Below are 25,177 nucleotides of genomic sequence, written 5' to 3'. Positions count from 1 at the left end.
AGCACAGGTTAGGAAAGAAATAGTAACAGCAGAGTGAAAAAGGGCAAACAAAGGGAAAACAGTAAAATAGCACCCGTTAACGGTGCAGGCAGAGACACGTAAAACGTGTCTCATTCTTAAGTTATTTAGTGAGTTTTGGCAGAAAATTCCAACGCATAGGCGGCCCAGCCACCAGCACCCAACACAGTGTGTTCAGTGTTAATCAGCCCGTTGCCAAACGTGGCTTCGCCCCGCTTTACTTCATTCAGTAATCGCATATCTACTGAATCCTGAAACGCGCCGTGGGCATTTTGGTTTGCACCAACATCCGCTTTCACAATCAGCAAATCAAATGCGTCGTTAGCTGACAACGTAGCACCCTCAGGCTGTTCAAATGGGCTATTTACTAATGCAGATGAATACACATCTTCAACTTCCTGCTGCGACATTTTATTCTGGTTTTTTACCGACAATCCCAGGCGGTTGTTACTTTCTACCTCAGGCTTTCCGTGTATAACATTACCCGCAACATATGCCTGGGTACCGGGTAAATCAGTACTCGACCAGAATTGGAAAAAATGTTCTGCCTCAGAGGCTGGGCCAGGTTTATAGTAGTTATTAATTAAGTTGAACTTCCCGCCTTCTGCACCATATCCACTATTATCGCCCCAGTTAAAAAACACGTTGTTGCGAATATCAACCAGCGTCTCAGATTGCGAATAAGGCGGTTTTAGCCGATAGCCATTAATACGCGGGTTACGGCTGTCGTGGTGGGCTATCAGGTTACGAATGAAGCTGGCTTTAGCGCCGCCCCAAATACCGCCATATCCGTGACTGCCTTTGTGGTGTCCTGCTTCTTTCAAGCTCTCGGAAACGATTGAGTTCTGCAAAGTAAACCATTGATTATTATAAAAAGATGCAACCTCATCGTTTGCCCAACTCAACGAGCAATGATCAATAATGATATGTTGTCTGTCTCTGGCATTTAACGCATCGCCTTCCCCTTGTTCGGCTCCGGGACGAAAGCGCAGATAACGCAGGATGACCTGATTCGCTTTAATCGATGTCTGTGCACCGGTGACCACAATGCCATAGGGGGATGTCTGCCCGTTTATGGTGACATTATCCTGGGTAATCTCCAGCACATCTTGCAGATGAATTACCCCTGACACCGCAAATTCGATAATACGCGGGCCTTTTTGCTTAACAGCATGGCGCAGTGTACCGGGTTCCGGGTGTTCGGGATTATCGGCCAAAGACGTTACAACAAGTAATTTTCCACCACGTCCGCCCTGAGTATACTGACCAAATCCCAAAGCACCATCGAAGGCCTTTTCAGGCCCGCCAGCCTGAGCCTGAGAGAGGGAAAGCGCAAACCAGATTAGCGTGCAAAAAAGCGTAATGGCTTTTGCCATAATGAACCACCTTTGAAAATTCACGTTGTAAACCGACTGGCTAATTGTAAATAACTTTATTGTGCCACCGGTAGCATTTCAATCAAAAATACACCAATGTGACTGCATTTACAACCTGATAACTATTTTCACATCTTTGTTGCTTTTGTCCCATCTATTATTGCGTGGTTATCCATTGACAGGTTGCATTGGCAAACACCGCGTGCAAGGCATTACTGTGGTCACTGCTAATCAAACAACCCAACTGATCTGATGCTAAAAACGGATATCGCCCGAATACGTCAACTTTATCCTGCGTGATCATGACCACCGATTCGCTGGAACGCGATGCCGCTACCCGTTTGAATTCGGCATCCTGGAAATTATTGGCGCTAAAACCATGCTCCGAAGACCAGGCACACACCCCCAGAAAACAGATATCAAAGTGAAATCGGCTGAGAGCCTGGATAGCTACATTATCAACCGCTCCGCCTACTATTGGGTCTAACTCTCCTCCAATTTGAATCACTTTAACCGCGTTCTGTTCCAACAAACAAAGTGCAATTAACGGACTGTTGGTTACCACAGTGAGTTGCTTATCTTTTGGTAACATCCCGGCCAGAATTAAATTGGTACTGGATGCATCCAAGAATATCAATTGGTGTGCTTTTACAACGGTTAAAGCCCGGCCGGCAAGACGTTGCTTTTCATCGCTATTGCGCTGCAATCGTTCTTGCTGGGTGCCTGACGCTGGCGCAAACGACATTGCCCCACCGTGAATGCGCTTGCACAAACCCTGTTCGGCAAGATGTCTGAGATCGCGACGTATGGTTGCTTCCGTCGTGCCTAAACGTTCTGCCAGCTCGGACGCCATTACCTTATTTTGTGATCTGAGCTGTTCAATAATGTGCTGATGCCGTTCTTCAGGCGAGTATTTTTCCACAATCAAAACCTGTATTGCTTGCTACGCTAACCAATGAATACTACACGACTCATTCAATTTGTTCATTTATTTTTATATTGGTTTATTTGTGTTTATTTAAATCAGCTTTAGCGATATGATATCGTTTACCATAATGAAAACGAACATTTTATATCCGCCAACATGGACAACTCAGTCTCAAATAATACACCGCAAACACGCCTGGCTACCCGTATCATGTTCCTCAGTGCCGGCATGATTACAGCGGCCTGGGCATCGATTATTCCCTTCGTAAAATACAATGTGCAGATCAGTGACGGCGTGATTGGCGGACTTTTGCTGTGTCTTGGCGCTGGCGCCCTGGCGGGCATGCCGCTAGCAGGAGTATGGGCTGGCCGTATTGGTTGCAAGCGCCTGCTTACTGCCTCTGTACTGAGTTTTGCGATACTCTTTTTACTTATCCCGATGATGGAGAGCATCTATAGCCTGGCATTCACACTGTTCCTGTTTGGAATGAGCATTGGCTTAACCGACTGTGCAATGAACATTCAGGCAGTGGTGGTTGAAAAGGCCTCAGACAAACCACTGATGTCTGGCTTCCACGGGTTTTACAGTTTGGGCGGCATGGCTGGCGCGTTGGTAATGACAACGCAACTTTCGCTGGACGTGCCTGTTATGCTTGCTTGTGTTGTAACGTCAATACTGGTTGTGGCTATGCTGTTATACAGCCTCACTGGACTGCTGAATAACGCAGAGAATTCGTCGGGACCAATCATGATTATGCCTCGCAGTATTGTGGTGCTGATAGGCCTGGTGTGCAGCATTCTATTTCTTTCGGAAGGTACCGTACTGGACTGGAGCGGGATCTACTTAACCGAGTTTATGAACATTGAAACGTCGAGCGCCGGGCTGGGTGTCGCCAGTTTCTCCGTGGCAATGACCATTGGCCGCTTAACGGGCGATAAAATTGTATCATCCATGGGCCCGAGAATTGTGATAAACGCCGGTGCATTAACCGCCATTTTTGGCTTCCTGCTTACCTTGCATACCGATACCTGGCAACTGGCATTAGCAGGCTACGCGTTGATTGGTTTTGGTTGCGCTAATATTGTACCCATTATGTTTTCAGCCACCGGCAAGCAAACCGTCATGCCTGAATCCATGGCCGTTACCGCGGTATCTACATTAGGTTATGCCGGGGTATTGGCAGGACCGGCTTTGGTAGGGTTTGGGGCTGAGCTGTTCAGCCTGCCTGTGTCACTGCACATTATTGTTGGCTTAATGGTGCTGGCGCTACTGATCAGCTTAAAGATCCGTGTGTAGGGCAGTCGGCAACATCAACCGCCAATACGAGGAACTACGCCAATAACCGGTAGCAGACAACCGGTTACCGTAAGCCGGTTAACGGAAACCGAAAACAAGGCACCAGAAAACCGGGCAGCTAATGCAATATTATTGTGTACTCAAACAACGGCCACTTTCATATCGTTTGGGAAACACGGATTTGAGTGTTTGGCTTAACGCCACATAATCGTTAGCCAACGCATCAGCTTGTTCAGTATTTAACACCTGTCCAAATTTTTCAATACGCTTTGTTTCTACCTGGGTATAGTGAAAAATAGCCATCTCTACCGGTTTGTTTTGCCAGCTCCCGAACATATCGTCGATGTTGTGTTGTGAGTCGTCAATAAAGACGATGGCGGCAAATTCGCGGCCGGTTTTATTGAGAATCCACTCCAGCATCTTTCCTTTGTGCATGCCAGTGGTCATCATTATTCCCCGGCTATAGCTCATTTCACGTTCCAGCTTTTCCCGGTATTCCGGGTTGCTACCATCTTTAGGAAGCAGTGCCGAAATGCGCGTATTAATCCCTTTATTCAATAATTCTCTTTCCGTAGGAGAGCGGTAATCGGGAGAGCGGGAAGTGAGCAACATCAAGGGGTTTCCGGCAGATTGCCATTCGGTTATCAGCGCAGGCACCTGAGGTTCGGTTAATGCCATGGGGCTTAGCTCGTAAAGCATGCCAATCACATCCTCAAACAAACAACTCACACTTTGCTCGGGTGATGGTTTAACTGGTAATTTTCCGCGCTGCCACTGATACCAGATATCGCCTCCCAAACCGCCGTTGTTGGTAAGTAAGGTATTGTCGATATCTGACACGATTAGCACGTTTTCAGGCTGATACCGTTGATTGAGTGCCTCAACAACCGGCGCAATCTGATTAAACGAGACAACCTCTTCAACATAAGCACCCGCTTTTAGCGGAACGGGAGCCGCGGCGCAGGCGGTTAAACTGATTGCAGCACAAGCAAGCATCACCGTCGCTAAACGATTGGCGTAAATGGTTTTAAAAACAGAAGCCATAAGAATCAGTACATAAACAAACTTAGTGAGAATACTACACCAATGCGTGACGATTACTGTTATTTCAATCGATGAAAGTTACAGGTACACAGGTGAACTTGAGGTATCGGATTCAGAACAGACCAATTGTCGAATTTCCGCTGCAGGAATATTTTGTATCGATATAGGTAAACCTCTACACTGGGAACCAATTCAATTAGCACAAAAAGCCATTAACCAGACAATAACTGTGATGAACGCCTCGCTACCCAACCTCGCCGAATCCGCTGTAATTCAGTTGAATGCCGTGTCGTTTTGTTATCCACAAAGCAAAAACACCCTGCGGATTGCAGACTGGCAGGTAAAACAAGGTGAGCGCATTTTTTTACACGGTAAGTCGGGCTCAGGTAAAACCACTCTGCTAAATCTGCTGTCGGGCATTCTCACTCCTGAACAGGGCAGTATTACGATTCTCGACGAGCCGTTTTCTGCACTAACGGAATCCAAACGCGATCGCTTTCGAGCCCGTCATATTGGTGTGGTATTTCAGCAGTTCAATTTGATATCGCATCTAACTGTTGCGCAGAATATTCGGTTAGCTGCGCATTTTGCTGGCAATCTCCCCCCAAATAACGACCGATTAAAAACGTTAATTAATGCATTGCATCTCCCGGCAGATGTACTTCAAAAAAAAGCGCAGCAATTGAGCGTGGGTCAACAGCAGCGCGTTGCGATTGCACGAGCTTTGGTGAACGAACCGGAAATATTACTGGTGGATGAACCTACCTCCGCACTGGACGCCGATGCCAGAGATGCCTTCATGACGCTGCTTATTGATTTATGTGAGGCGCATAACACTACGCTTATTTTTGTGAGTCATGATCAGTCGCTCAGTAAGTACTTAACATCCCGCGTGTCAGTGAACGACATTCTCGTGTTTGAGGAGACAAACGCATGTTAATGTCGTTTGCCTTGAGCAGCCTGAAAAGCCGCGGCAAATCGCTTGCACTGACCTTTTTGTCCCTTCTGATCAGCATAAGTGTGTTGCTGAGCGTCGAGCATGTTCGATTACAGGCCCAAGCCAGCTTTAACCGCACGGTGTCCGATGTTGATCTAATAGTGGGTGCGCCCAGTGGCCAGCTCAATTTACTACTGTACAGCGTATTCAGGATGGGCTCGCCCACCAACAATATTGATTATGCAAGCTATACCATGCTGCAAAACCACCCGCAGGTAAGCTGGGCAATTCCAATTTCTTTGGGCGATTCACACAAAGGCTTTCGCGTGTTGGGCACCACTCAGGCCTATTTTGAGCACTACAAATACGGCAATAAACAACCACTCACCTTTGCCAAAGGCAATACGTTTTCTGGCAATTTTGGCACCGTTATTGGTGCTGATGTTGCCAACACCCTGAACTACAAGGTGGGCGATGACATTGTTATTGCTCATGGTATGGGCGCGGTGAGTTTTCACAATCACGACGAATCGCCCTTCACCGTTACCGGGATTCTGGCGCCAACCGGCACGCCGGTAGACAACACCGTGCACGTTTCACTGGCAGGTATAGAAGCGATGCACCTGCCTCCCTCGCAGTTACACGCGCTTTTGGAACACCCGGAAGAGGCTGACCCTCAGCTTCTGAAAGTAGACAGTGTGTCGGCCATTATGCTGGGACTCACCAGCAAATTTGCGACGTTTACCTTACAGCGCGAACTCAACAATTACCCTGACGACCGCCTGATGGCCATTCTGCCGGGCGTTGCATTAGCTGAAATGTGGCAGATGATGTCGGGTATTGAAAACCTGTTGCGGTTTATCAGCCTGTTAATCATGTTGTCATCACTATTCGGGCTGTCCACCATGTTACTCGCGTCCATGCAGCAGCGGGAGAAAGAAATTGCCGTGCTACGTATTATTGGTGCCGGTGCAGGTACGATTTTTCGTTTGGTTTTGATAGAAGCGTTATTGCTGTCGGTAGCAGCCAGTGCCTCTGCCTTAATACTGGTATTTACGGTGTTTACACTGTCGACAGACTGGTTAGCCAGTGAGTACGGTATGTTCATATCGGCCAACGTATTTAACCTGCACAGCCTGATAGTGGTGGGGATTATTATGGTCGCAACACTTATTTGTAGTTTGATACCGGCTATCGACGCCTATCGCGGCGCGTTAAGCCAGCGTTTGTCATCCTGATTGGCAGATGCGTTTTGCAGGCTATCTAAGCCATTAATTTGTAATAAAAACTTTTCAAAAAAGTTAACGAAATCGCAAACGCATCAATACACCAAAAAACAAGTTTAAGTATTAAATTTCAAATACATAAACAAAACCATCAAGTTTATCCCACTCAGAAAATAGCGAATACCCAGCCTGTTTACGCTTATTTTTCAGGCAGAAAAGCACAATATTCTGTTGAAATTAAACATCAGCCACAGGATACTGTAAGCGCTTTCAATTTGACAAAACCGGCATTTTACCTGGTGTGTGATTTAGCCGACGAGCAAGTCTAATAACAAAAAACGTAAAAATGGGAACATGAAAGCCTGAGGCCATAGTCTCTTTTGCGCACTTCACAGGACACACGCAATTCCTTCGTGGTTGGGAATACGCATTGGTTACTGTGAAGTGCAACTTTCATATGTCCCGCCAATTAGCTGCTACTTACCCATTGTTTTTGATGACTTGAAAGACAACATGCACGTTATACAAAAATCATCATGGAATACTGCTAATGGAAATAAAATCAATTGTACTGGCAAGCGTCACCACTTTAATGCTGGCGGGTTGTGCCAAAGATCAGGAACAGAGCAACACTGTCGAGCCCGCTTTACCGGGTGAAAGCAGCCAACCGGGCGATAACAGTCAAACCGCAGATATCTGGCCCAAGCTGGATATAGTAGTAAAACAGGATCCGGCCATAGAAGCCAGAATAGCTGAGCTACTAAGTTCGATGACGCTGGAACAAAAAGTCGCGCAAATGATTCAGCCTGAAATACGCGACATCACCGTTGAAGACATGCGCAAATATGGGTTTGGTTCTTACCTTAATGGCGGTGGTGCCTTCCCGAATAATAATAAACACGCCACACCGGCCGACTGGATTCAGTTAGCCGAAGACATGTACCAGGCGTCAGTTGATGATTCACTTGATGGTTCAAGCATCCCTACTATGTGGGGCACCGACGCGGTACACGGCCATAACAATGTAATCGGCGCCACGCTGTTTCCACACAACATCGGCCTGGGTGCCGCAAACAATCCTGAATTAATTGAAAAAATCGCCAATGTAACGGCAACGGAAGTCATGGTAACCGGCATTGACTGGGTATTCGCACCTACCGTTGCCACAGTCCGGGACGACCGCTGGGGCCGTACCTATGAAGGTTACTCGGAAGATCCTGTCATTGTAGGTGAATACGCCAAGGCCATTATTAACGGCTTGCAGGGCCATGCGAATAAAGACTTTTTGAGTGACAACCGGGTAATCAGCACAGTTAAGCACTTCTTAGGCGATGGCGGCACTGAAGGCGGCGATGACCAAGGCAACAACGTTGCATCCGAACAAGAGCTCTTCGATATTCACGCGCAAGGTTACGTAGAAGGCTTAACCGTGGGTGCACAAACCGTGATGGCGTCGTTTAACAGCTGGCATGGCAAGAAAATACACGGTAGTAAGTACCTGCTTACTACCGTACTGAAAGACCGTATGGGCTTCGATGGGTTTGTGGTAGGTGACTGGAATGGTCATGGTCAGATTGCGGGCTGCACTAACGACAACTGCCCACAGGCAGTTAACGCAGGTCTGGATGTATATATGGTGCCCACTCAAGCCTGGAAACCCTTGTACGAAAACACCATTGCGCAGGTTAAAGACGGCACTATTCCTCTGTCACGTATTGATGATGCGGTAACGCGCATTCTGCGCGTGAAATTACGTGCCGGATTGTTTGACAAGCCCAGCCCTGCCAAGCGCAAGTTTTCAGGTAAAACAGAACTGATTGGACAAGACGCCCACCGCGAAGTGGCCCGCCAGGCGGTACGCGAATCACTGGTACTTCTTAAAAACAAAGCAAACCTGTTACCCCTCGACCCCACCCAAACGATTCTGGTAGCGGGTGACGGTGCCAATAATATTGGCAAGCAGTCTGGTGGCTGGACCATTACCTGGCAGGGTACCAATAACACCAATGCCGATTTCCCGGGCGGTTCGTCCATTTACGATGGCATCAAATCACAGGTTGAGGCAGCAGGCGGTACAGTAATACTCAGCGAACAAGGTAACTACTCGCAAAAGCCGGATGTTGCCATTGTGGTGTTTGGTGAAGAGCCTTATGCAGAGGGGCACGGTGATCGTGAGAACCTCGAATACCAGCGCGGCAATAAAACGGATTTAGCTCTACTGAAAAAGCTTAAGTCCCAAGGCATTCCTGTGGTCTCGGTGTTCATCAGCGGACGCCCTATGTGGGTAAATGCCGAACTAAACAGTTCCGATGCATTTGTGGCGGCCTGGCTACCCGGCTCTGAAGGGCTGGCCGTTGCCGATGTACTACTGACGAACAAAGACGGCTCATTACAACACGACTTCAAAGGTAAGCTGTCGTATTCCTGGCCGAAAAGCCCAACGCAAACAGTGCTTAACCGCGGAGACGAAGACTACGCGCCACTCCTGCCTTATGGCTTTGGTTTGACCTATGGCGACGAGAACGTGCTTGCCGACGATCTTAACGAGAGCTTTGAACTGGACATGGATGACGTGCAGGTGCGTAAGATGTTTGATGGCAAAATGCACGCGCCCTGGGAAATGGCATTGCTCTCTGGCGGCCAGTACGTCAACGTAAGCGCCAGTGTTCACACGCTCGGCTCGTTAACCTTCCGTACCGTTGACAAAGTGGTGCAGGAAGATGCGGTGAAACTCACCGTAGACGGCACGCAACCAGCGGAACTTCGCATTGTGAGCAAGAGCCATTTCCGCGAAGACATGCTGTCTGATTTACAAGCCAAAGCAGCGTTAAGCTTTGAAGTAAAAGCAGACGACATCGACAACGCAACCATTAAGCTGGGTATGAACTGCGAAGGCACGGCGGATCCGGAAGGCTCTTGCAGAGCTTACCTGGATATCACCGAATACATGCAGCAATTACCTCAGGGTGAATGGAGCGAGATGTCGGTCGACTTAGCCTGTTTTACCGCGCAAGGGATACGCTTAGGTGACATCGTTGTGCCATTTGCCTTAAGCATGGAAGGCAATGTCGACCTGAGTGTCACCAATATTGCCAGCGTACCGGGTAAGGCTGATGCCGCAACGCTGAGTTGTCAGTAGCCATAAATAAAAGTCGGCCCTTACGACTTGTGAGGGCCTGCAACATGCGCAATGATGGGAGTAAATTCGCATCATTGCGCCATAAGGAATAAAAAAGCAACGTGAACCGGAATGACATTAAGCGAGTGGTAATTGTAGGTGGCGGCACTGCCGGTTGGATGACCGCCGCAGCGCTGGCTAACAAGCTACAAGGCCTGGCGATTGATATCGAGCTCATTGAGTCTGACAGTATCGGCACCGTAGGGGTTGGCGAAGCTACGCTGCCCCACATTCGCTTTTTTAATTCCGCGCTGGGCATTGATGAAGCCGCATTTATGCGGGAAACCGAAGCCACTATAAAACTAGGGATCGAGTTTTGTGACTGGGGTAACCTGGGCGAAAGCTATATTCACCCCTTTGGCGACTTTGGCTTGCCAATCAATAACGTCGAGTTTTACCAACACTGGCTAAAGCATTTTCAGAGCGGTGTCATCACCACATCATTACATGAATATGCTGCGGGCGTAATGTCGGCAAAACACAACAAGTTCCGCATACCCGAACCGTCATCCAGCAACATCGAACAACACTACGGTTACGCGTATCAGTTTGACTCCTCACTGTACGCCAAATTTCTACGACGCTATGCTCAGGCAAAAGGCGTAATACGCACTGAAGGCAAAATCGTTGAGGTTAAACAACACAACGACACCGGCGAAATAGTATCACTGATACTGGACAACCAGGCGGTAATTGAAGGCGACTTCTTTGTAGATTGCTCTGGCTTCAGAGGCTTATTAATAGAACAAACCTTACACGCCGGCTACGACGATTGGTCTGAATGGTTACCCTGTAACCGCGCCGTGGCTATACCCTGCGAAAGTACCGACCCACTGATGCCTTATACCAGAGCAACCGCCAAAGCGGCAGGGTGGCAATGGCGAATTCCGCTGCAACACCGCACCGGCAATGGCTTTGTGTACTGGAGCGAGCATATCTCCGACGACGAAGCCTGTAGTCAGTTGCTAAACGCGCTGGATGGCAAGCCGCTGGCCGAGCCTAATCAGCTCTACTTTAAAGCGGGTCGACGTAATGTATGCTGGGAAAAGAATGTAGTGGCCATTGGCCTGTCTTCAGGTTTTTTAGAGCCGCTGGAGTCCACATCCATACACTTAATTCAGGAGGGGATCACCACGTTAATTGAGCTGTTCCCGCAGCAACGCATCCAGCAACAGGATGCCGACGAATACAACCGCCGAATGGCACTTAACTTCGAACGGGTAAGAGACTTCCTGTTACTGCACTATGTTGCTACGAAGCGCGACGACAGTGACATGTGGCGATACTTCCGTAACCTGCCCCTGCCCGACAGCTTGCAAACCAAAATCGAACTGTGGCTGAGTCGTGGCTATATTCAGCGTTACGAGTTTGGTGTGTTCCTGCCACCCAGTTGGATAGCGGTATTACTGGGGCAGAATTTGATGCCAACAGGATTCGATCCGCGGGTAAATAACACCTCTGATGCGGAATTTATCCAAACCAGCGAGCGCATGCGCAAGGCCATCCTTAGCTCGGTAAATAACACGCCACTGCACCGCGAATTCCTTACCCGCTATGGCGCGGCATCAAACAGTAAGCCGCTTATGTCTGCGATGGCATCAACAACGTCGGGGGGCAATTAGCATGCCCGGTATAAAACGTATTGTCATTGCCGGTAACGGCCTTGCAGCGAACATGACCGCACTTGCGTTACAGCAGCAACTGCCGCCTGACATCACTTTAACTCTGGTTAGCAGTGCAAAACATGCCGAACTGGATTGTTTGTATGGCAGCATCAGTGCACCACACTTGTACCCGTTTCACCTTACACTTGGCGTGTCTGAGCCTGACTTGTTGTTTAACACCAACAGTACATTCTGCTGGGGCAATTATTTTGATCGCTGGGCCATGACACCCTGCTCGTGGTTACAGGGCTTTCATTTGCCGTTTCCCGCCATGCGCGGCGTAGGCTTACATCACTTTGTTACCCGCCACGGTGAAACCGAGCTGGCAACTTATCTAATCAATGCACAGGCCGACAAAACCGGTAAATTTGCCCACCCGCCTGAAGACAATCGCCATCCGCTTTCCAGAGCAGAATACGGGTATCAATTTGATGCCAGCGCATTAAGCGCGCTGTATGCAAGTAAACTCAGCAGCAAGGTAACGGTGATCAATGCGAGCATTTCAGAGGTGGCTACAGACACTGGCGATATAAGTATTACCAGCTTGCAACTCGACAACGGGCAGCGGATTGAAGCAGATTTATATATCGACTGCAGCGGTCCTGATGCAAAGGTGTATTCCACGCTAGAACAAAATAACCAAGCCTCCAAAAGCCAGGTCGAAAATGCGCGAACCCTGTTTGCTATTCACAGCACACTGCAACGCGGTGAGACACTGCCTACACACAGGCACATTCGTGCACGTGAGTTTGGCTGGCAAGCCGACACCTATCTGCGCGATAGCATTCAACGATTAACCGTGTGTTCGCCTGAACAGAAATCACAGGCGATAGACGCTCACGGGGCACAGGCCAGTATTGCCATGGCGTTTAGCGCCGGGCACCGGCAACAAGCCTGGACAGGTAACTGCGTCGCTATAGGTCAGGCAGCCAGTGTGATAGAGCCTCTCACACCTGCGCCATTGATGATGCTGATGCGCGATATTCAGCGCTTGCTGGAACTCATTCCGGTAACCAACACGATGCTGGCTGAGGCAACTGAATATAACCGCCGCTTTATTGCCGATATCGAACATACTGGTTTATTCCAAGGTGCGTTGTTTGCGTTTGAACATCGGCAAGATTCCTTGCCAGAGCATGCCTATTGGCAACAGGCTGCGCAGTCTGTGCAAAGTGAGAAACTTACCCGCAAACTCACTCAATATAATCACAGGGGTATGCTTGTAAGCTACGATTTAGAACCCTTTAATGAACAGGACTGGCTTATGCTGCACAGCGGTATGCAGCGCCGCCCACAAACTTACGACATAGTGGCAGATCAGGTGCCACGCGCGGAGATGGCGAATCAATTAAACGGCATGGGCAATGTGATTCAGCAGGTGGTGAGCCAAATGCCGCCTCACGCTATCTACCTGGAAAAGCTAATGGCTTATCTGTCTCAAAAGCGCAGCCAATAAGAACGCAGCAAGGTCACGAAGAACAAAATGAAAGACACAATGCCAAACATCATAAAACACATAACCATTGTCGGCGGCGGCTCCGCCGGTTGGATGACCGCCGCCGCGCTGTCTCGCATGCTGCCCACTGGCGACGTTAAGATTACCCTGGTGGAGTCTGAACAGATTGGCACCATTGGTGTAGGGGAAGCCACAATCCCCGACATGATCAACTTTAATAAATTACTGGGCATCAGCGAGAGTGAATTTATTAAAGCCACCAACGGCACTTTTAAACTGGGTATCGAGTTTAACGACTGGGGCAAGTTAGGCGACAGTTACTTCCACCCATTTGGCGGACACGGCGTCGATATGAACGGCGTCGACTTTCATCAGTACTGGCTGCATACCCTGACAGCCGGAAATACCTGTGAGCTTGAAGACTACAGCATCTGCGCAGTCGCAGCGAAACAGAACAAGTTTGTGCTGCCTGAGCAAAACCCCAACTCGGTGCTCTCACATTTGCGCTACGCCTATCACTTTGATGCCACCGCTTATGCCGCCTATTTACGAAAATACGCAGAACAGCGTGGCGTTAAACGCATTGAGGGCAAAATTGCCAGCGTGCAACAACACACAGACACCGGCAATATTGCTGGTCTGACACTGGAAGATGGCACCACCGTAGGCGGCGAGTTATTTTTCGATTGCTCGGGATTCCGGTCTTTATTACTCGGCGACACACTGGGCGTGAAATTCCGAGACTGGAGCCACTGGCTGCCGTGTAACACGGCGCAAACGGTCGCCACAGAACAAACCAGCAAAGTCCTTCCCTTCACGCGTTCAACGGCAAAAGCCGCTGGCTGGCAATGGCGCATACCTACCCAGCAGCGCGTCGGTAATGGGCACATCTACTGTGACCGTTTTATTGATCACGACCAGGCTCGTCAGGTTCTGCTCGACGGACTCGACAGCAAACCCATCTCAGAAGTGCGTACCATTCAGTTTAAAACCGGCTGCCAGGAAGCCTTTTGGGAGAAAAACTGCATTGGTATTGGCTTGTCGGCCGGTTTTCTGGAGCCGCTGGAATCTACCTCGTTGTTTTTGATTCAACAGGGTATCAGTCGCTTCATTTCACTGTACCCGGATGCCGGGCTACACCCTGTGATCCGTAATGAATACAACCGATTAATGAGCCGGGAATTCGAACAGGTACGCGACTTTATTATTCTGCATTACAAAGCCACCACCCGCGATGACAGCCCGTTCTGGCGCTATGTGCGAGATATGGATATACCAGACTCGCTAACACATAAGATGACGCTTTTTCAGCAAGGCGGCCGCGTATTCAGAGACGATCATGAACTCTTTACCCGCTCCAGCTGGGTAGCGGTAATGGTTGGCCAGGGCATATTCCCCAACACCTTCGACCCAATTCTGGCTAATATCCCGGTGGCCGATATTCAGCGCAGTCTTAACTCCATGAAGCAGGCCATGGAACAAGCTGTTGCCCGACTGCCGGACCATGCGATGTTTATTGATAAATATACCGCCATGCAACCAAACCCAACATTTTCAATGGGACGACAATAATGTCAGAGCACAGTATTAAAAAGATTGTCATTGTAGGCGGTGGTACTGCGGGGTGGATGGCTGCCGCAGCTATGTCAAAGCTGTTGAATGACAACAGCATTACGATTCAGCTTATCGAGTCAGAAGAAATCGGCACGGTAGGCGTAGGCGAAGCAACCATTCCGCACATTCTGTACTTTAACCGGTTGCTGGGCATTAACGAAAACGACTTCGTTAAGTTCACCAACGGTACTTTTAAGCTGGGGATCGAATTTGTCGACTGGGGGCAAACCGGTGAGTCGTATATTCACCCATTTGGGCCTTATGGCATGGACATGGAAGGGATCCACTTTCATCACATGTGGCTGCGCCAGCAAAAAATGGGGCAAGCCAAACCCATCGACGAATTTAACCTGCAAATCCTGGCAGCCCAGGCCAATAAATTTCAGCGTGCGCAGGTTGAACTACAAGGTTCGCCGCTGAGCACCATTGCCTACGCATTTCAATTCGATGCCATGCTGTATGCCAAGCACTTACGCGGTATAGCAGAAGCCAATGGCGTAGTGCGCACGGAAGGCAAAATCACCCAGGTAAATCAGCATCCGGAAAACGGCCATATAGCCAGTGTGGATACCGACAACGGCCATCACATTGATGGGGATTTGTTTATCGACTGCTCGGGCTTTAAAGGCCTGCTCATCGAACAAACCTTAAATAGCGGCTACGAAGACTGGTCCCATTATTTGCCCTGCGACCGGGCCATTGCGGTAGCCAGCAACAAGCTCGACGAGTTAACCCCTTTCACCCGTGCTACGGCAAAGTCAGCAGGCTGGCAATGGCGAATTCCGCTGCAGTCTCGCACCGGCAACGGCCACGTGTATTGCAGCAAGTTTATGGACGACGACACAGCATTGCAAAGTCTGTACGCCGACCTGAACAGCAAACCGATTTCCGAGCCCAATTACCTGCGCTTTAAAGCCGGGATCCGCAAAAAGCCCTGGAACAAAAATGTAGTGTCGCTTGGCCTGGCATCTGGCTTCTTAGAGCCACTGGAATCCACGTCGATACACTTAATTCAAACCGCCATTGCCCGGTTAATGACGAATTTCCCGGACAAGCTGTTTAATCAGCACGACATTGATTATTACAATGAGCGTACGCGGCTTGAGTACGAGCAGGTGCGTGACTTTTTGATTTTGCATTACAAGGCCACACGCCGAAACGACAGCCCGTTCTGGCATTACTGTCGTACCATGGATATTCCCGAGTCGCTGCACAAGCGCATCGAAATCTACAAACAAAATGCCCGCTTATACCGCCACGATAACGAGTTATTTAACCACGTAAGCTGGTTTGCGGTCATGCACGGTCAGGGCATTCAGCCCGAGCGCTATCATCCCATTGCCGATATACTTTCAGAGGATGAGTTACATCGTAGGATGGAAGAAATTCATACGGTGACAGGTAAGTGTCTGCAGGTAATGCCCGGACACGAGGACTTTATTGCGAAGCACTGCAAAGCCAATTTGCCGGTCTAAACAGGTTAGCCCGGGCAACCGCAGGCATTACCCTATGCCTGCTAGTCGTCGCGATTAAGGGCTTCCAGTAATTCAATTTCGAAGTACAGGCTACTGTTTGGTGGGATCTTGCCCACCTGCCTTTCGCCGTAGCCCAGCTCAGCCGGGACCCACAACTTGCGCGTACCACCAACCCTCATCCCCTGTAAGCCCTGAAACCACCCCTGAATGACCTTGGTTTTCGACAAAACGGTTTGAAACGGACGGCCTTTTTCATAGGACGAATCAAACTCCGTGCCGTCATCTAACAGCCCGCGATAGTGTGCGGTGATCAACGCGCCTTTCTTCACCTCACTGCCCTCGCCCACAATAACGTCTTCAATTCGGATTTGCTCAGTCATGTCTTTACTCATTTATTCAATATCGGGCGCATGGTAACGCAGGTTTTAAGATTGGGTGAAGTGAGTTGGAACAGTATTTTCACAAGAGCGATATAATCCAACCATACCGCCCAGCTCCAAAATGAGCTAAAGTCATGCTTTACAACCTAACATTGAATGGATTTTACATGTTCAGATGGCTTTTCGTGATCGTGTTGTTGTTTGGTTGTGTAGCAAAGCACCCACCATCATCTGAGTGCAACACTATAAAAGACTGTACCCTTGTCATTAAAGCAAAGCTTACTTCTAATCTCTCTGTAAAGGAGACTTCATACCCTAAGCCTGTCGTCATTTCATTTTTACTGAACGATAGTGCGGAGGTCATAGCCTATGAAGTACTAACCGACGACAATAACGAAGCTCTGGAGAAGGCAGCTATTGAGGCTATCAGGAAATCGTCGCCATTTACTGAGTTATTTGGTTTATCTAAACCTGACTTTGAAGAGTCCAAAGACATTAGGCTAACAGTGGATTTCACGCAGTAGTAATGCGTTAAAGGGATTTGAAATTGAAGCAAATTAACATAGCCAGATTCACATTAGGCTTTATGTGGATATATCAGGGATTGGTGCCAAAGTTGTTCACTATTGCGCCACTGGAATGGCAGCTATCATCAAGCATTGGATTCTCTGCGGACGCTACTTTTTGGTTTATAAAGTTTGCAGGCTTGAGCGAAGTGATTTTCGGATTACTGCTCATCAAATACTACCAGTCAAAACCGCTGTTAATGCTGAATATTTTGGCATTAATTGGCTTACTTATTGTCAGCGCGGTGTTGCAACCTTTGTTGCTTGTTGAAGCATTTAATCCCGTCACCACCAATATTCCCTGCATCGCATTAGGCGTATATCTGTTTTCCATGGAAACGGCAGAGACGTCGTTACAGCAATAGACACATAAAAAAGGCCAGTTGCCTGGCCTTTTTACATGAACACTAAATTTACACGCTATTAGTAGGTATAGCGAATACCAAACTTAAAGCGACGGTCATTCAGGAAGCTCGAACGCATATAACGCTGACCACTTTGGTCAATTTGCGCTTCAGAACTGCTCTTCTCGTCGAAGATGTTCGCACCGTTGAAGCTTAGCTGCACGTTTTCAGTAATGTCGTAGCGTAATGATACGTCAACAAAACTCGTAGGTTGTTGGAACAGCGGGTCACCGGTGATCCAATCGCGATAAGCATTCAGGTACTCTGAGCGATAGTTGTACGCAATTCGCACCTCAAATTTCTCGTCCTGGTAAATACCAATCAGGTTAGCGGTATGGCGCGACTGTCCAACCAGGTCATCACGTCCAAAACGCAGGTTATTAGCAAACGAACCCGGGTCTGGCTCGCCATCATTGTCCGCATCCAAGAACGCCGGTGGTGGTGTGGCAGACGCATCAATGAACGTATAGTTAGCCTGTACACCAAGGTGCGACCAAATGCCAGGTAGTTCGTCAAAGAAGTCCTGATAAGAGAACTCTAATCCGCGAATTTCCGCATCAGACTGATTAACAGGCCCAACGTATTGGTAATTAACCGATGCGCCATCCAGCGTAATAGTATCCTGTACATCTACACCCCAGGAAATAATGTTTTTCAGGTCCTTACCAAAGATAGCCGCACTGAAGTATTCGCCGTCTTCAAAGTACCATTCAAACGACACATCCCAGTTAATCGCTTCTGTGGATTTTAAATCAGGGTTACCGCCGTTTACGTTAATTGAACGCACGAAGATATCTTCTGCGCCACGAGCGATACCAAAATTTGGATCATCCTCAGGCAACGGATCAAACTGAACGGTAGTAAACGCTCCAGACACCGTTTGCGCCGCTCTCAGATCCTGAATATTTGGACGCGTGACCGCTTTACTAATCCCAAAGCGCAGCAGCATTTCGTCGTTTAAGTTCCACTTCACGTTCAATGAAGGTAAGAAGTGATCGTCGGTTAAATCCACCTTTCGCTCAGTTGACGCTTGCTCCAGATACGCAACAGTTTCTGGCAGGAAATCAGCCGGGTGATCGCGATCCTCTGCACTTTGTGGATACAGAGGCAGATCAACATCGTCAGTATCTTCCCATACCTCTGAGTAACTTAGCTCACCGTCAGAATTCGACTGGGTGCGGGTATAACGTAAACCCACATTGCCTTCGATATCCATACCGTTACCAATCTCTTTATAGAAATCCAATCGCACATATAGGTTAAGGGTTTCTTCGGTAATATCAGACACCTGATCCGGCTGATAAATTGGCGTGTACTTGCCGTCCTGAGTGCGACGCGCTAAACCATTCGCAGAATAAGGATTCCATCCACCATTAGCCAGGTCGGGTTCGTTCTGATAGAAATCAAAGAACTGGTGGGGATTGCGTAACAGGTTAGAATCCACGAATACGAAAGACGTGTTATCCCCACCCACTACGCCACCGCGATAGAAGTCAGACATATCTACAATTTCGTGCGCAACGGTATCGAAGTTGTTGTACATCGCCATACCGCCGTTCCACGCCTGAGATGCAGCCTGCCAGTTCATTCCCGCGTCACGGTTAACCTGTTCTCGCTCTGAGTAACGCGCACCAAACTTAACCGACTCAAACCACGAATCACCTTCAAACTGATAGGTTGCATCTGCGCGAAGCGCGTTTAACTCACCTTCACCGTCGCGGTAACCATCAGAGATGAAAGGCATAAATGTTGAACCTGCATCGGCGGTACTGGTTGGATACTGCCAAGCGTTCTGATTTTCACCTTCGTCGAAAATAAAACCACCAATATCCAGACGCGGATCATGTGAGAGTTCCAGATAAGGATTATCTAAATCAGGGCGGTAGAAAGCCTGAACAAAGGTATTCGCGCCCACCCACAACTCACGATGTTTAGATTCAGCGGTGGTGCGGTGACCGTCGATTTCAACCATCCAGTTGTCGGCAGGACGCATTTTCAGATTGAAGCTGATATCGTCGGTCATGGATTCCTGCTGAACGCCCACACCAAGGTTACTCAGTTGCAAACCATATGCGCCGTACCAGGAATCACCTGAATCGGTTAGCATACCTTGCTCCATCAAGCCGCCCGTAACCGGAACGGTTTCATCACAGAAACCCACCGGGCTTTCGTTGTTACCGTTACAACGCGCGATACCGTCGGAGGTAAACGGTTTAACAACCAGTTCACTTAATTCAAAACGGTTCCAGCTGTTTGCATCGGTAAAGGATTCGGTAGTTTGCTCTACTGAGTTACTGTCGTTTTCTACTCGAATATATTTAACGGTTAATTCGGTATCGTTGTCCGGGCTACGCCACTGACCGGCCACATAGAAACTGTCGCGGGTTCTGTCTACCTGATTAGTACGAAGCTGGAAGCCCTGTGGCACAGCCACTACAGAACCGGCTTCCGGAATATAATCGCCGGTAAACGCATCCTGTGACAAGTTGTCACGCGGGTTAGGAGCAGCGGTTTGAAAGCCGTGAATTTCAGAGGCCAGATCGGATGTTGAGTACGATCCTAACAAACCAAATTCGCCTTTAGAGGTTTTCCATCTGTCGCCAGCCACTACGCTGAACGATGGGCTCCATTCCTCACGCAAATCGGTGTAGGTAGTATCAGCGCTAAAAATGAACACGCGTCCTTCGCGATCGAAAGGCTCTAATGTTCTTAAGTTAATTGAACCACCAATACCACCTTCAATCAGATCAGCAGATTGGTTTTTATACACGTCAACGCCGCCAATCAGTTCTGGCGGAATCGCAGCCCAATCCAATGCTCGACCACCGTTTGCACTAAATGCATCGCGGCCGTTGAACTCAGAACGCACAAAGCCCAAACCACGGATCAGGTTACCTGAGCCTTCCGGTGAGGGGAAATCATCATCGCCAGCAGTAAAACGGGTTACGGTAATACCCGGAATACGCGCCAGTGCTTCTGCTACCGACAAATCTGGTAATACGTTTGCGTCTGTTGCTGTAATTGAATCCACGAAGGTTTTTGAAGAACGCTTTAGATCAGCGGCCGTTTCAAGCGCTCCCCTGATACCCTTAACTTCAATGACTTCCGTTTCGTATTCTTCGGAGTCTTCTACTTGTGTTGCAGGCGCTTCCTGAGCGTATGCCTGTTGGGTAAAACCCACAATTGCCATGGCAATTAAACTTTTCTTAAACTTTCCATCCGATCTTTTTTGTTGAGTGTGCCTTTTATCCATTCTCTTCTCCATCCACGCACCCGAGCTGAACTTTTTGTTTTTGTATTCAGTGACCTTTACTTCAAATGTAAGCGCTTTCAAAGCGGTTACAAAAAAAAGCTGTAAGCGTTTACAACCATGAAGCAAAAAATATGTATTTAAAGTGCCAACAATTTGTAACAATTTATATACATTTTTTTACCATATTCTTTTCAAGGTTATTTTTCAAGCAAATTTTCACTTACAGCACAAAGTATTTCTCCATGACATCGTTATCCTAACTATATGATGGTAAAATAACTTTTTCTTAGTTCAGCTTTATTTTTCCGTCAACGGCCTTTTGAAGAAAGTCAGAAATTCTTACGATCTCGTCGCGAGCTTCGCAGTCGTAGCAGCGTTTTAAAATAGTGTTTATGGCATCCAGGTGATCGGCTGCGCCCTCTTTATCCTGTCGTAACAGCTTCATTAAGGCTAATCGATAGTGGGCATCGTATTGGATTTGGCTTAATGCCACCGCACGCTCGAAGCTGCTTTCTGCGTCTTCGGCACGACCGAGTTGCAACTGTGACATGCCTGTCATGTAAATTTGAAAGGCGCGATTTTCACAAGTGTTTTCACGAACTTTGTCTTCATTTTTTTGCGTTTTCGCCGCAATTGCGTTCATTGAGGAATTGCCTTCAACTCTGGCAGCATTTGAATCGGTCATAGAGCTACCGGTGTTCACACCACCACCATTTACCTCCTGACTAATTTGAGATTCCCGAACGCCTTCAACAAATGCTTGTCGGTTTCGCTCCACCCTGAGTGCGCACTGCTCATTTTCCTTAAATTTCATTTCGGCTAAAGCAAATTCGCCTGCGTTAAAGGCTTGCATCGCTGCATCTCCGGCCCTGCCGGTAACCGTAATGTTCTCAACTTCCTCCTCGGTATTCGCTGCCTGACTGTCTTCCTGATTACTGGCTTGCAGTTGAGTACTAAGCAGTACGGATACTGCTGTTAACCCTATCAAACAGTGCCTTACTTTTACTTTTTGACTCCTCATCTTTCTGTCCCTCCTGGTAGTTAACTGAACAAGCATAAAACAATGTACAACATTGCCGCCCAACATTATTAACAAGTTATTTACCATCAGCCAACACATAAATAACCGGAATCAGAAAATAGGTGAGTACGCTGCCTGGAGGTATTAGCTAATCAAGTCCCTGCTACCTGAGTAATGCGAATTTTGATATCAAACAAAACAAAGCTTCACCGCCATACCGGTAAGAATCACAGCAATCGCACCATCAAACACCCGCCAACGCAGTGGCGAACTCAATAACGTTTTCAATTTTGGAGAGAAAGCAGTTAGCGATCCAAACCACAGAAGCGAAGCAGTACAAGCGCCCACCGCAAACATAGCAGGTTGACTTTGCTGCGCGCCAATTGAGCCCAACAATACAACGGTATCCAGGTAAACATGCGGATTTAATAAACTTATTGCCAAGGCAGCCAACACAGTTCGAAACCAATGCTGCGGTTTTACCTGCTCAGTACGCAAACCTGATTTGCTTTTAAGTGCCCGATAGCCAGCCTGCCATGCAAGATACAGCAACATCGCCACACCACCAGCGGTAAGCCAGGGCAATAGCGCCGGAGCCACTTCAGTCAGGCGATTAGCCGCAAATACACCAATAATGATCAACGCTGCATCGCACAGCATGCAAGTAAGCGCTATTGCGACTCGGTTTGCCCCCGCCATACACTGACTCAGCACCCAGATATTTTGCGCGCCAATTGCCACTATTAAACTCAACCCCAACAACACACCTGCAAGAAAAGACATAGCCCACTCCGTCGTAATTTGGTTTGCATTTTACGTACCGCGTGTTATTAATCTAATGAATAATAATCTTCATACATGCACAAAACTCATGATCGATTACGCACAGCTGCACGCGCTTTCGGCAGTGATTAACGAAGGCGGATTTGAACGCGCTGCCCGCAAATTGTTTATTACCCAATCAGCGGTAAGTCGCCGTATTCAGCAGTTGGAGTTTCAATTGGGTGAGCCCGTGTTGTTACGGCAACAACCTCCGAAACCCACTGCTACCGGCACCCGGCTACTGAATCACCTTCAACAGGTGTTGCAATTGGAATACGGGCTAGGTATCAACGCGTTACAGTACAATAGTGACCCTCAAAAGCCCTTAATTGTAAGGCTTGCGGCCAACTCAGACTCCATTGCAACCTGGTTACCCGAAGCGCTGGTGACCACCAACAACGAAGTTAACACACGCTTACAATTTGAGATCGTGCTGCAGGATCAAACCGTCGTCCTGAATCGCATGAAATCCGGCGAAGTGATGGTGTGTATTGCCTCTACTGCTGAGCCTGTAAATGGTGGCTTGGTAAGCTACTTGGGCGCGTTGCGATATCGCGCAGTAGCGAGTCCGGCGTTTGTAGCAGCCCATGGCATTCAATCGGTAGCAGATTTAGCTGACGCCCCCTGTTTAGTGTTCGATGAACACGACAAACTTCAGCATGAATTCTTAACCGATATAGTTAAAGCTACGCCAAAACGCATTCACCTATGCCCCTCTTCAGAAGGATTCAGGCAATCGGTGGTTGCTGGTTTAGGCTATGGATTATTGCCGGAATTACAGATTGGTGATGGCATTGCGCGTGGTGACATGGTGGATTTAGCGCCTCACTACACACTCGACACGCCCCTTTATTGGCATTACTGGCAAACTGAGAGTCCGTTACTTGCCAGTTTGCGAACGAATGCGCTCAGTGTTGCAAGGCGCCGGCTAATTCAACCTAATGCGCAATAATGTCAGGCATTTACTTTGGGAATTTGATCGTTCAGCTTTTGTAACATAACAATCAGTTGCTCGCGCTCCACTGCTGAAAGCACTTCGAGAAGTCTTGCCTCTCTGGCGAGCGCAACATGAAGAATGGCGTCATGTTTATCACGCCCCTCTGCAGACAAATTGATCAGAATTTGACGGGCATCTTTGTCGCTTTTTTCCAAGGTAATCAGCGCAGCACTATCCAGGCTTTTAATCGCCCGGCTCACGGCGGCTTTATCGAGTCCAATAACCTTGCACACTCTATTTGCCGTAATGGCAGGCTCTACCGCTAGTAACGCCATTACCCGCCATTCAACCACACCCACACCAAATTCACTGCGATAGTGTTGAGAAGCCCCGCTGGATAATTTATTGGCCAGGTAGGTGATCAGTGCCGGTACGTAACGTTCTAAATCCAGCTGTTTGTTTTTATTTAGGTTTTGTTCAGACATTAAGAGTATCTGGAAATTAAAACACCTATCTTAGCGACAATCATAAACATTGAGTAGCTTCAATATAGTTGACATATCAACCATATTGCCATTTAATAATGTTAATGATTAGTTAAACCAAGATGCCTCTATGCTCGATGTTATTATTCAGGCGATAACGCCGTTATCAGAATCGGTGGTCAAGCTTACCTTCACAGATCCAGCTAACCGGCTTTTGCCTGCCTTTGAAGCGGGTGCCCATATTGATATTCGTATTAGCGATGCCATCACACGCCAGTATTCCCTGTGTAGCTCTCCCTCTGATCGCTATGCTTACAGTGTTGCCGTACTTCGCGACCCGAATTCTCGCGGTGGCTCTGCAGCTATCCATACGACATTTCATCCTGGTCAGCGCATTAAAGTTTCGCCTCCAAAGAACCTGTTTGCCCTTAACCCGGAAGACACCAAAACAGTGTTAGTAGCGGGGGGAATTGGCATCACCCCCATCATGTCGATGGCACATGCTTTGGCAGAACAAGGTAAGGAGTTTACCTTGCTGTATGTCAGCAAGCCCGGTCAGCGCGTTGCGTTTGACACTGAATTGCAACATGGAATTTTTGTCGATCGCGTGCGGATACTTCAGCCAGACAACCGCGAACAAGTAAAAGCGTGGTTTACACAGAACATCGGTGAATATGGGGCGCAAAGCGGGTTATATACCTGTGGCCCAAACAGTTTTATGGACGCAGTACTGAGTATCGCAAATACGCTGAATTGGCCTGCAAACGCATTGCATCAAGAGCGCTTTGGGCTGGAAAAAGTGGATACCAGAAGCGACAAAGCGTTCGAACTATTCCTGAAACGCTCGGGACTCACCATACCGGTAAAAGCAAGTCAAACCGCACTTGAAGCACTGGATGACGCTGGTATAGAGGTCGATGCCAGCTGTGAACAGGGCGTATGTGGCACCTGTTTACTGAACGTCCTGGATGGTGAAGTTGACCACCGCGATGCCTATCTCACCGAACAGGAAAAGTCGCAACACAATCAGTTTACCCCCTGCTGTTCACGTGCTGTTTCGGCATCGCTGACACTGGATCTATAACCCTACACCCGAG

General features: G+C 48.3%; 20 protein-coding genes. 12 read left to right on the top strand and 8 right to left on the bottom strand.

Going from position 1 to position 25,177, the window contains the following annotated elements; translation table 11 throughout:
* Nucleotides 1–125 precede the first annotated feature (125 nt).
* Nucleotides 126–1,394, bottom strand: a complete 1,269-nt coding sequence (locus FJ444_RS12770) for a polysaccharide lyase family 1 protein (RefSeq protein ID WP_140958701.1) — start codon at nt 1,392–1,394, stop codon at nt 126–128.
* Between the two features lie 157 nt (nt 1,395–1,551).
* Nucleotides 1,552–2,316 carry a DeoR/GlpR family DNA-binding transcription regulator gene (locus tag FJ444_RS12765; protein ID WP_140958700.1) on the bottom strand — a complete coding sequence of 255 codons (765 nt, stop codon included), beginning with the start codon at nt 2,314–2,316 and terminating at the stop codon, nt 1,552–1,554.
* Nucleotides 2,317–2,478: 162 nt separating this feature from the next.
* Here FJ444_RS12765 and FJ444_RS12760 point away from each other — a divergent pair, with 162 nt between their 5' ends.
* On the top strand, nt 2,479–3,618 hold the full coding sequence (locus FJ444_RS12760; RefSeq protein WP_140958699.1) for an MFS transporter: 1,140 nt from the start codon (nt 2,479–2,481) through the stop codon (nt 3,616–3,618).
* A gap of 129 nt (nt 3,619–3,747) precedes the next feature.
* Here FJ444_RS12760 and FJ444_RS12755 read toward each other — a convergent pair whose 3' ends face one another.
* Nucleotides 3,748–4,662, bottom strand: a complete 915-nt coding sequence (locus tag FJ444_RS12755; protein WP_140958698.1) for a DUF2608 domain-containing protein — start codon at nt 4,660–4,662, stop codon at nt 3,748–3,750.
* A gap of 232 nt (nt 4,663–4,894) precedes the next feature.
* Between FJ444_RS12755 and FJ444_RS12750 the strand changes: the two genes are divergently transcribed.
* The 7 genes from FJ444_RS12750 (at nt 4,895) to FJ444_RS12720 (ending at nt 16,212) form a co-directional block, all read left to right on the top strand.
* Nucleotides 4,895–5,602: an ABC transporter ATP-binding protein gene (locus FJ444_RS12750; protein ID WP_140958971.1), complete on the top strand. Its 708-nt coding sequence runs from the start codon at nt 4,895–4,897 to the stop codon at nt 5,600–5,602.
* Nucleotides 5,596–6,837 carry an FtsX-like permease family protein gene (locus FJ444_RS12745; protein ID WP_140958697.1) on the top strand — a complete coding sequence of 414 codons (1,242 nt, stop codon included), beginning with the start codon at nt 5,596–5,598 and terminating at the stop codon, nt 6,835–6,837. Before FJ444_RS12750 ends, FJ444_RS12745 begins: the two co-directional genes overlap by 7 nt.
* Before the next feature lie 538 nt (nt 6,838–7,375).
* Nucleotides 7,376–9,964, top strand: a complete 2,589-nt coding sequence (locus FJ444_RS12740) for an exo 1,3/1,4-beta-D-glucan glucohydrolase (RefSeq protein WP_255439159.1) — start codon at nt 7,376–7,378, stop codon at nt 9,962–9,964.
* Nucleotides 9,965–10,065: 101 nt separating this feature from the next.
* Entirely contained in the window at nt 10,066–11,625 is a 1,560-nt protein-coding gene (locus FJ444_RS12735) for a tryptophan halogenase family protein (protein WP_255439158.1), read from the top strand.
* A gap of 1 nt (nt 11,626) precedes the next feature.
* Nucleotides 11,627–13,123: a tryptophan 7-halogenase gene (locus FJ444_RS12730; RefSeq protein WP_181405151.1), complete on the top strand. Its 1,497-nt coding sequence runs from the start codon at nt 11,627–11,629 to the stop codon at nt 13,121–13,123.
* 39 nt (nt 13,124–13,162) lie between these two features.
* Nucleotides 13,163–14,695, top strand: coding sequence for a tryptophan halogenase family protein (locus tag FJ444_RS12725; protein WP_140958695.1), 1,533 nt, complete (start codon nt 13,163–13,165; stop codon nt 14,693–14,695).
* Entirely contained in the window at nt 14,695–16,212 is a 1,518-nt protein-coding gene (locus FJ444_RS12720; RefSeq protein WP_140958694.1) for a tryptophan halogenase family protein, read from the top strand. The genes FJ444_RS12725 and FJ444_RS12720 overlap by 1 nt, the downstream gene beginning before the upstream one ends.
* Nucleotides 16,213–16,253: 41 nt before the next feature.
* Here the strand turns inward: FJ444_RS12720 and FJ444_RS12715 are convergent, their stop codons facing one another.
* Nucleotides 16,254–16,592 carry an FKBP-type peptidyl-prolyl cis-trans isomerase gene (locus FJ444_RS12715; RefSeq protein WP_140958693.1) on the bottom strand — a complete coding sequence of 113 codons (339 nt, stop codon included), beginning with the start codon at nt 16,590–16,592 and terminating at the stop codon, nt 16,254–16,256.
* Nucleotides 16,593–16,759: 167 nt separating this feature from the next.
* On the opposite strand from FJ444_RS12715, the gene FJ444_RS12710 reads away from it, so the two are divergent.
* Together FJ444_RS12710 and FJ444_RS12705 are read left to right on the top strand one after the other, a co-directional pair.
* Nucleotides 16,760–17,116 carry a hypothetical protein gene (locus tag FJ444_RS12710; protein ID WP_140958692.1) on the top strand — a complete coding sequence of 119 codons (357 nt, stop codon included), beginning with the start codon at nt 16,760–16,762 and terminating at the stop codon, nt 17,114–17,116.
* A 23-nt stretch (nt 17,117–17,139) separates the two neighbouring features.
* Nucleotides 17,140–17,523, top strand: coding sequence for a DoxX-like family protein (locus FJ444_RS12705; protein ID WP_140958691.1), 384 nt, complete (start codon nt 17,140–17,142; stop codon nt 17,521–17,523).
* A gap of 58 nt (nt 17,524–17,581) precedes the next feature.
* Here FJ444_RS12705 and FJ444_RS12700 read toward each other — a convergent pair whose 3' ends face one another.
* The 3 genes from FJ444_RS12700 to FJ444_RS12690 all read right to left on the bottom strand — a co-directional run bounded on the left by FJ444_RS12700 (nt 17,582) and on the right by FJ444_RS12690 (nt 22,619).
* Nucleotides 17,582–20,815: a TonB-dependent receptor gene (locus tag FJ444_RS12700; RefSeq protein WP_181405150.1), complete on the bottom strand. Its 3,234-nt coding sequence runs from the start codon at nt 20,813–20,815 to the stop codon at nt 17,582–17,584.
* 286 nt (nt 20,816–21,101) lie between these two features.
* Complete coding sequence (locus tag FJ444_RS12695) at nt 21,102–21,836, bottom strand: tetratricopeptide repeat protein (RefSeq protein ID WP_140958689.1); 735 nt, start codon at nt 21,834–21,836, stop codon at nt 21,102–21,104.
* A gap of 189 nt (nt 21,837–22,025) precedes the next feature.
* Nucleotides 22,026–22,619: a LysE/ArgO family amino acid transporter gene (locus FJ444_RS12690; protein ID WP_140958688.1), complete on the bottom strand. Its 594-nt coding sequence runs from the start codon at nt 22,617–22,619 to the stop codon at nt 22,026–22,028.
* Nucleotides 22,620–22,707: 88 nt separating this feature from the next.
* Here FJ444_RS12690 and FJ444_RS12685 point away from each other — a divergent pair, with 88 nt between their 5' ends.
* Entirely contained in the window at nt 22,708–23,610 is a 903-nt protein-coding gene (locus FJ444_RS12685) for a LysR family transcriptional regulator ArgP (protein WP_140958687.1), read from the top strand.
* A 2-nt stretch (nt 23,611–23,612) separates the two neighbouring features.
* Here the strand turns inward: FJ444_RS12685 and FJ444_RS12680 are convergent, their stop codons facing one another.
* A complete protein-coding gene (locus FJ444_RS12680) occupies nt 23,613–24,080 on the bottom strand; it encodes a MarR family winged helix-turn-helix transcriptional regulator (RefSeq protein WP_140958686.1) in 468 nt (155 codons plus the stop codon).
* A gap of 130 nt (nt 24,081–24,210) precedes the next feature.
* On the opposite strand from FJ444_RS12680, the gene FJ444_RS12675 reads away from it, so the two are divergent.
* On the top strand, nt 24,211–25,164 hold the full coding sequence (locus tag FJ444_RS12675; RefSeq protein WP_140958685.1) for a PDR/VanB family oxidoreductase: 954 nt from the start codon (nt 24,211–24,213) through the stop codon (nt 25,162–25,164).
* Nucleotides 25,165–25,177 lie beyond the last annotated feature (13 nt).

It is taken from the genome of Aestuariibacter sp. GS-14 (assembly GCF_006494365.1).
GTDB lineage: Bacteria > Pseudomonadota > Gammaproteobacteria > Enterobacterales > Alteromonadaceae > Alteromonas > Alteromonas mangrovi.
This window is presented reverse-complemented; position numbering and strand designations above follow the sequence as displayed.

Bases quoted from the DNA above. Each gene is read 5' to 3' on its own strand.
- FJ444_RS12675 (WP_140958685.1), top strand. From the start codon at position 24,211: ATGCTCGATGTTATTATTCAGGCGATAACGCCGTTATCAGAATCGGTG.
- FJ444_RS12685 (WP_140958687.1), top strand. From the start codon at position 22,708: ATGATCGATTACGCACAGCTGCACGCGCTTTCGGCAGTGATTAACGAA.
- FJ444_RS12725 (WP_140958695.1), top strand. From the start codon at position 13,163: ATGCCAAACATCATAAAACACATAACCATTGTCGGCGGCGGCTCCGCC.
- FJ444_RS12750 (WP_140958971.1), top strand. From the start codon at position 4,895: ATGAACGCCTCGCTACCCAACCTCGCCGAATCCGCTGTAATTCAGTTG.
- FJ444_RS12760 (WP_140958699.1), top strand. From the start codon at position 2,479: ATGGACAACTCAGTCTCAAATAATACACCGCAAACACGCCTGGCTACC.
- FJ444_RS12680 (WP_140958686.1), bottom strand. From the start codon at position 24,080: ATGTCTGAACAAAACCTAAATAAAAACAAACAGCTGGATTTAGAACGT.
- FJ444_RS12730 (WP_181405151.1), top strand. From the start codon at position 11,627: ATGCCCGGTATAAAACGTATTGTCATTGCCGGTAACGGCCTTGCAGCG.
- FJ444_RS12770 (WP_140958701.1), bottom strand. From the start codon at position 1,394: ATGGCAAAAGCCATTACGCTTTTTTGCACGCTAATCTGGTTTGCGCTT.
- FJ444_RS12715 (WP_140958693.1), bottom strand. From the start codon at position 16,592: ATGACTGAGCAAATCCGAATTGAAGACGTTATTGTGGGCGAGGGCAGT.
- FJ444_RS12690 (WP_140958688.1), bottom strand. From the start codon at position 22,619: ATGTCTTTTCTTGCAGGTGTGTTGTTGGGGTTGAGTTTAATAGTGGCA.
- FJ444_RS12700 (WP_181405150.1), bottom strand. From the start codon at position 20,815: ATGGATAAAAGGCACACTCAACAAAAAAGATCGGATGGAAAGTTTAAG.
- FJ444_RS12745 (WP_140958697.1), top strand. From the start codon at position 5,596: ATGTTAATGTCGTTTGCCTTGAGCAGCCTGAAAAGCCGCGGCAAATCG.
- FJ444_RS12710 (WP_140958692.1), top strand. From the start codon at position 16,760: ATGTTCAGATGGCTTTTCGTGATCGTGTTGTTGTTTGGTTGTGTAGCA.
- FJ444_RS12695 (WP_140958689.1), bottom strand. From the start codon at position 21,836: ATGAGGAGTCAAAAAGTAAAAGTAAGGCACTGTTTGATAGGGTTAACA.
- FJ444_RS12740 (WP_255439159.1), top strand. From the start codon at position 7,376: ATGGAAATAAAATCAATTGTACTGGCAAGCGTCACCACTTTAATGCTG.
- FJ444_RS12755 (WP_140958698.1), bottom strand. From the start codon at position 4,662: ATGGCTTCTGTTTTTAAAACCATTTACGCCAATCGTTTAGCGACGGTG.
- FJ444_RS12720 (WP_140958694.1), top strand. From the start codon at position 14,695: ATGTCAGAGCACAGTATTAAAAAGATTGTCATTGTAGGCGGTGGTACT.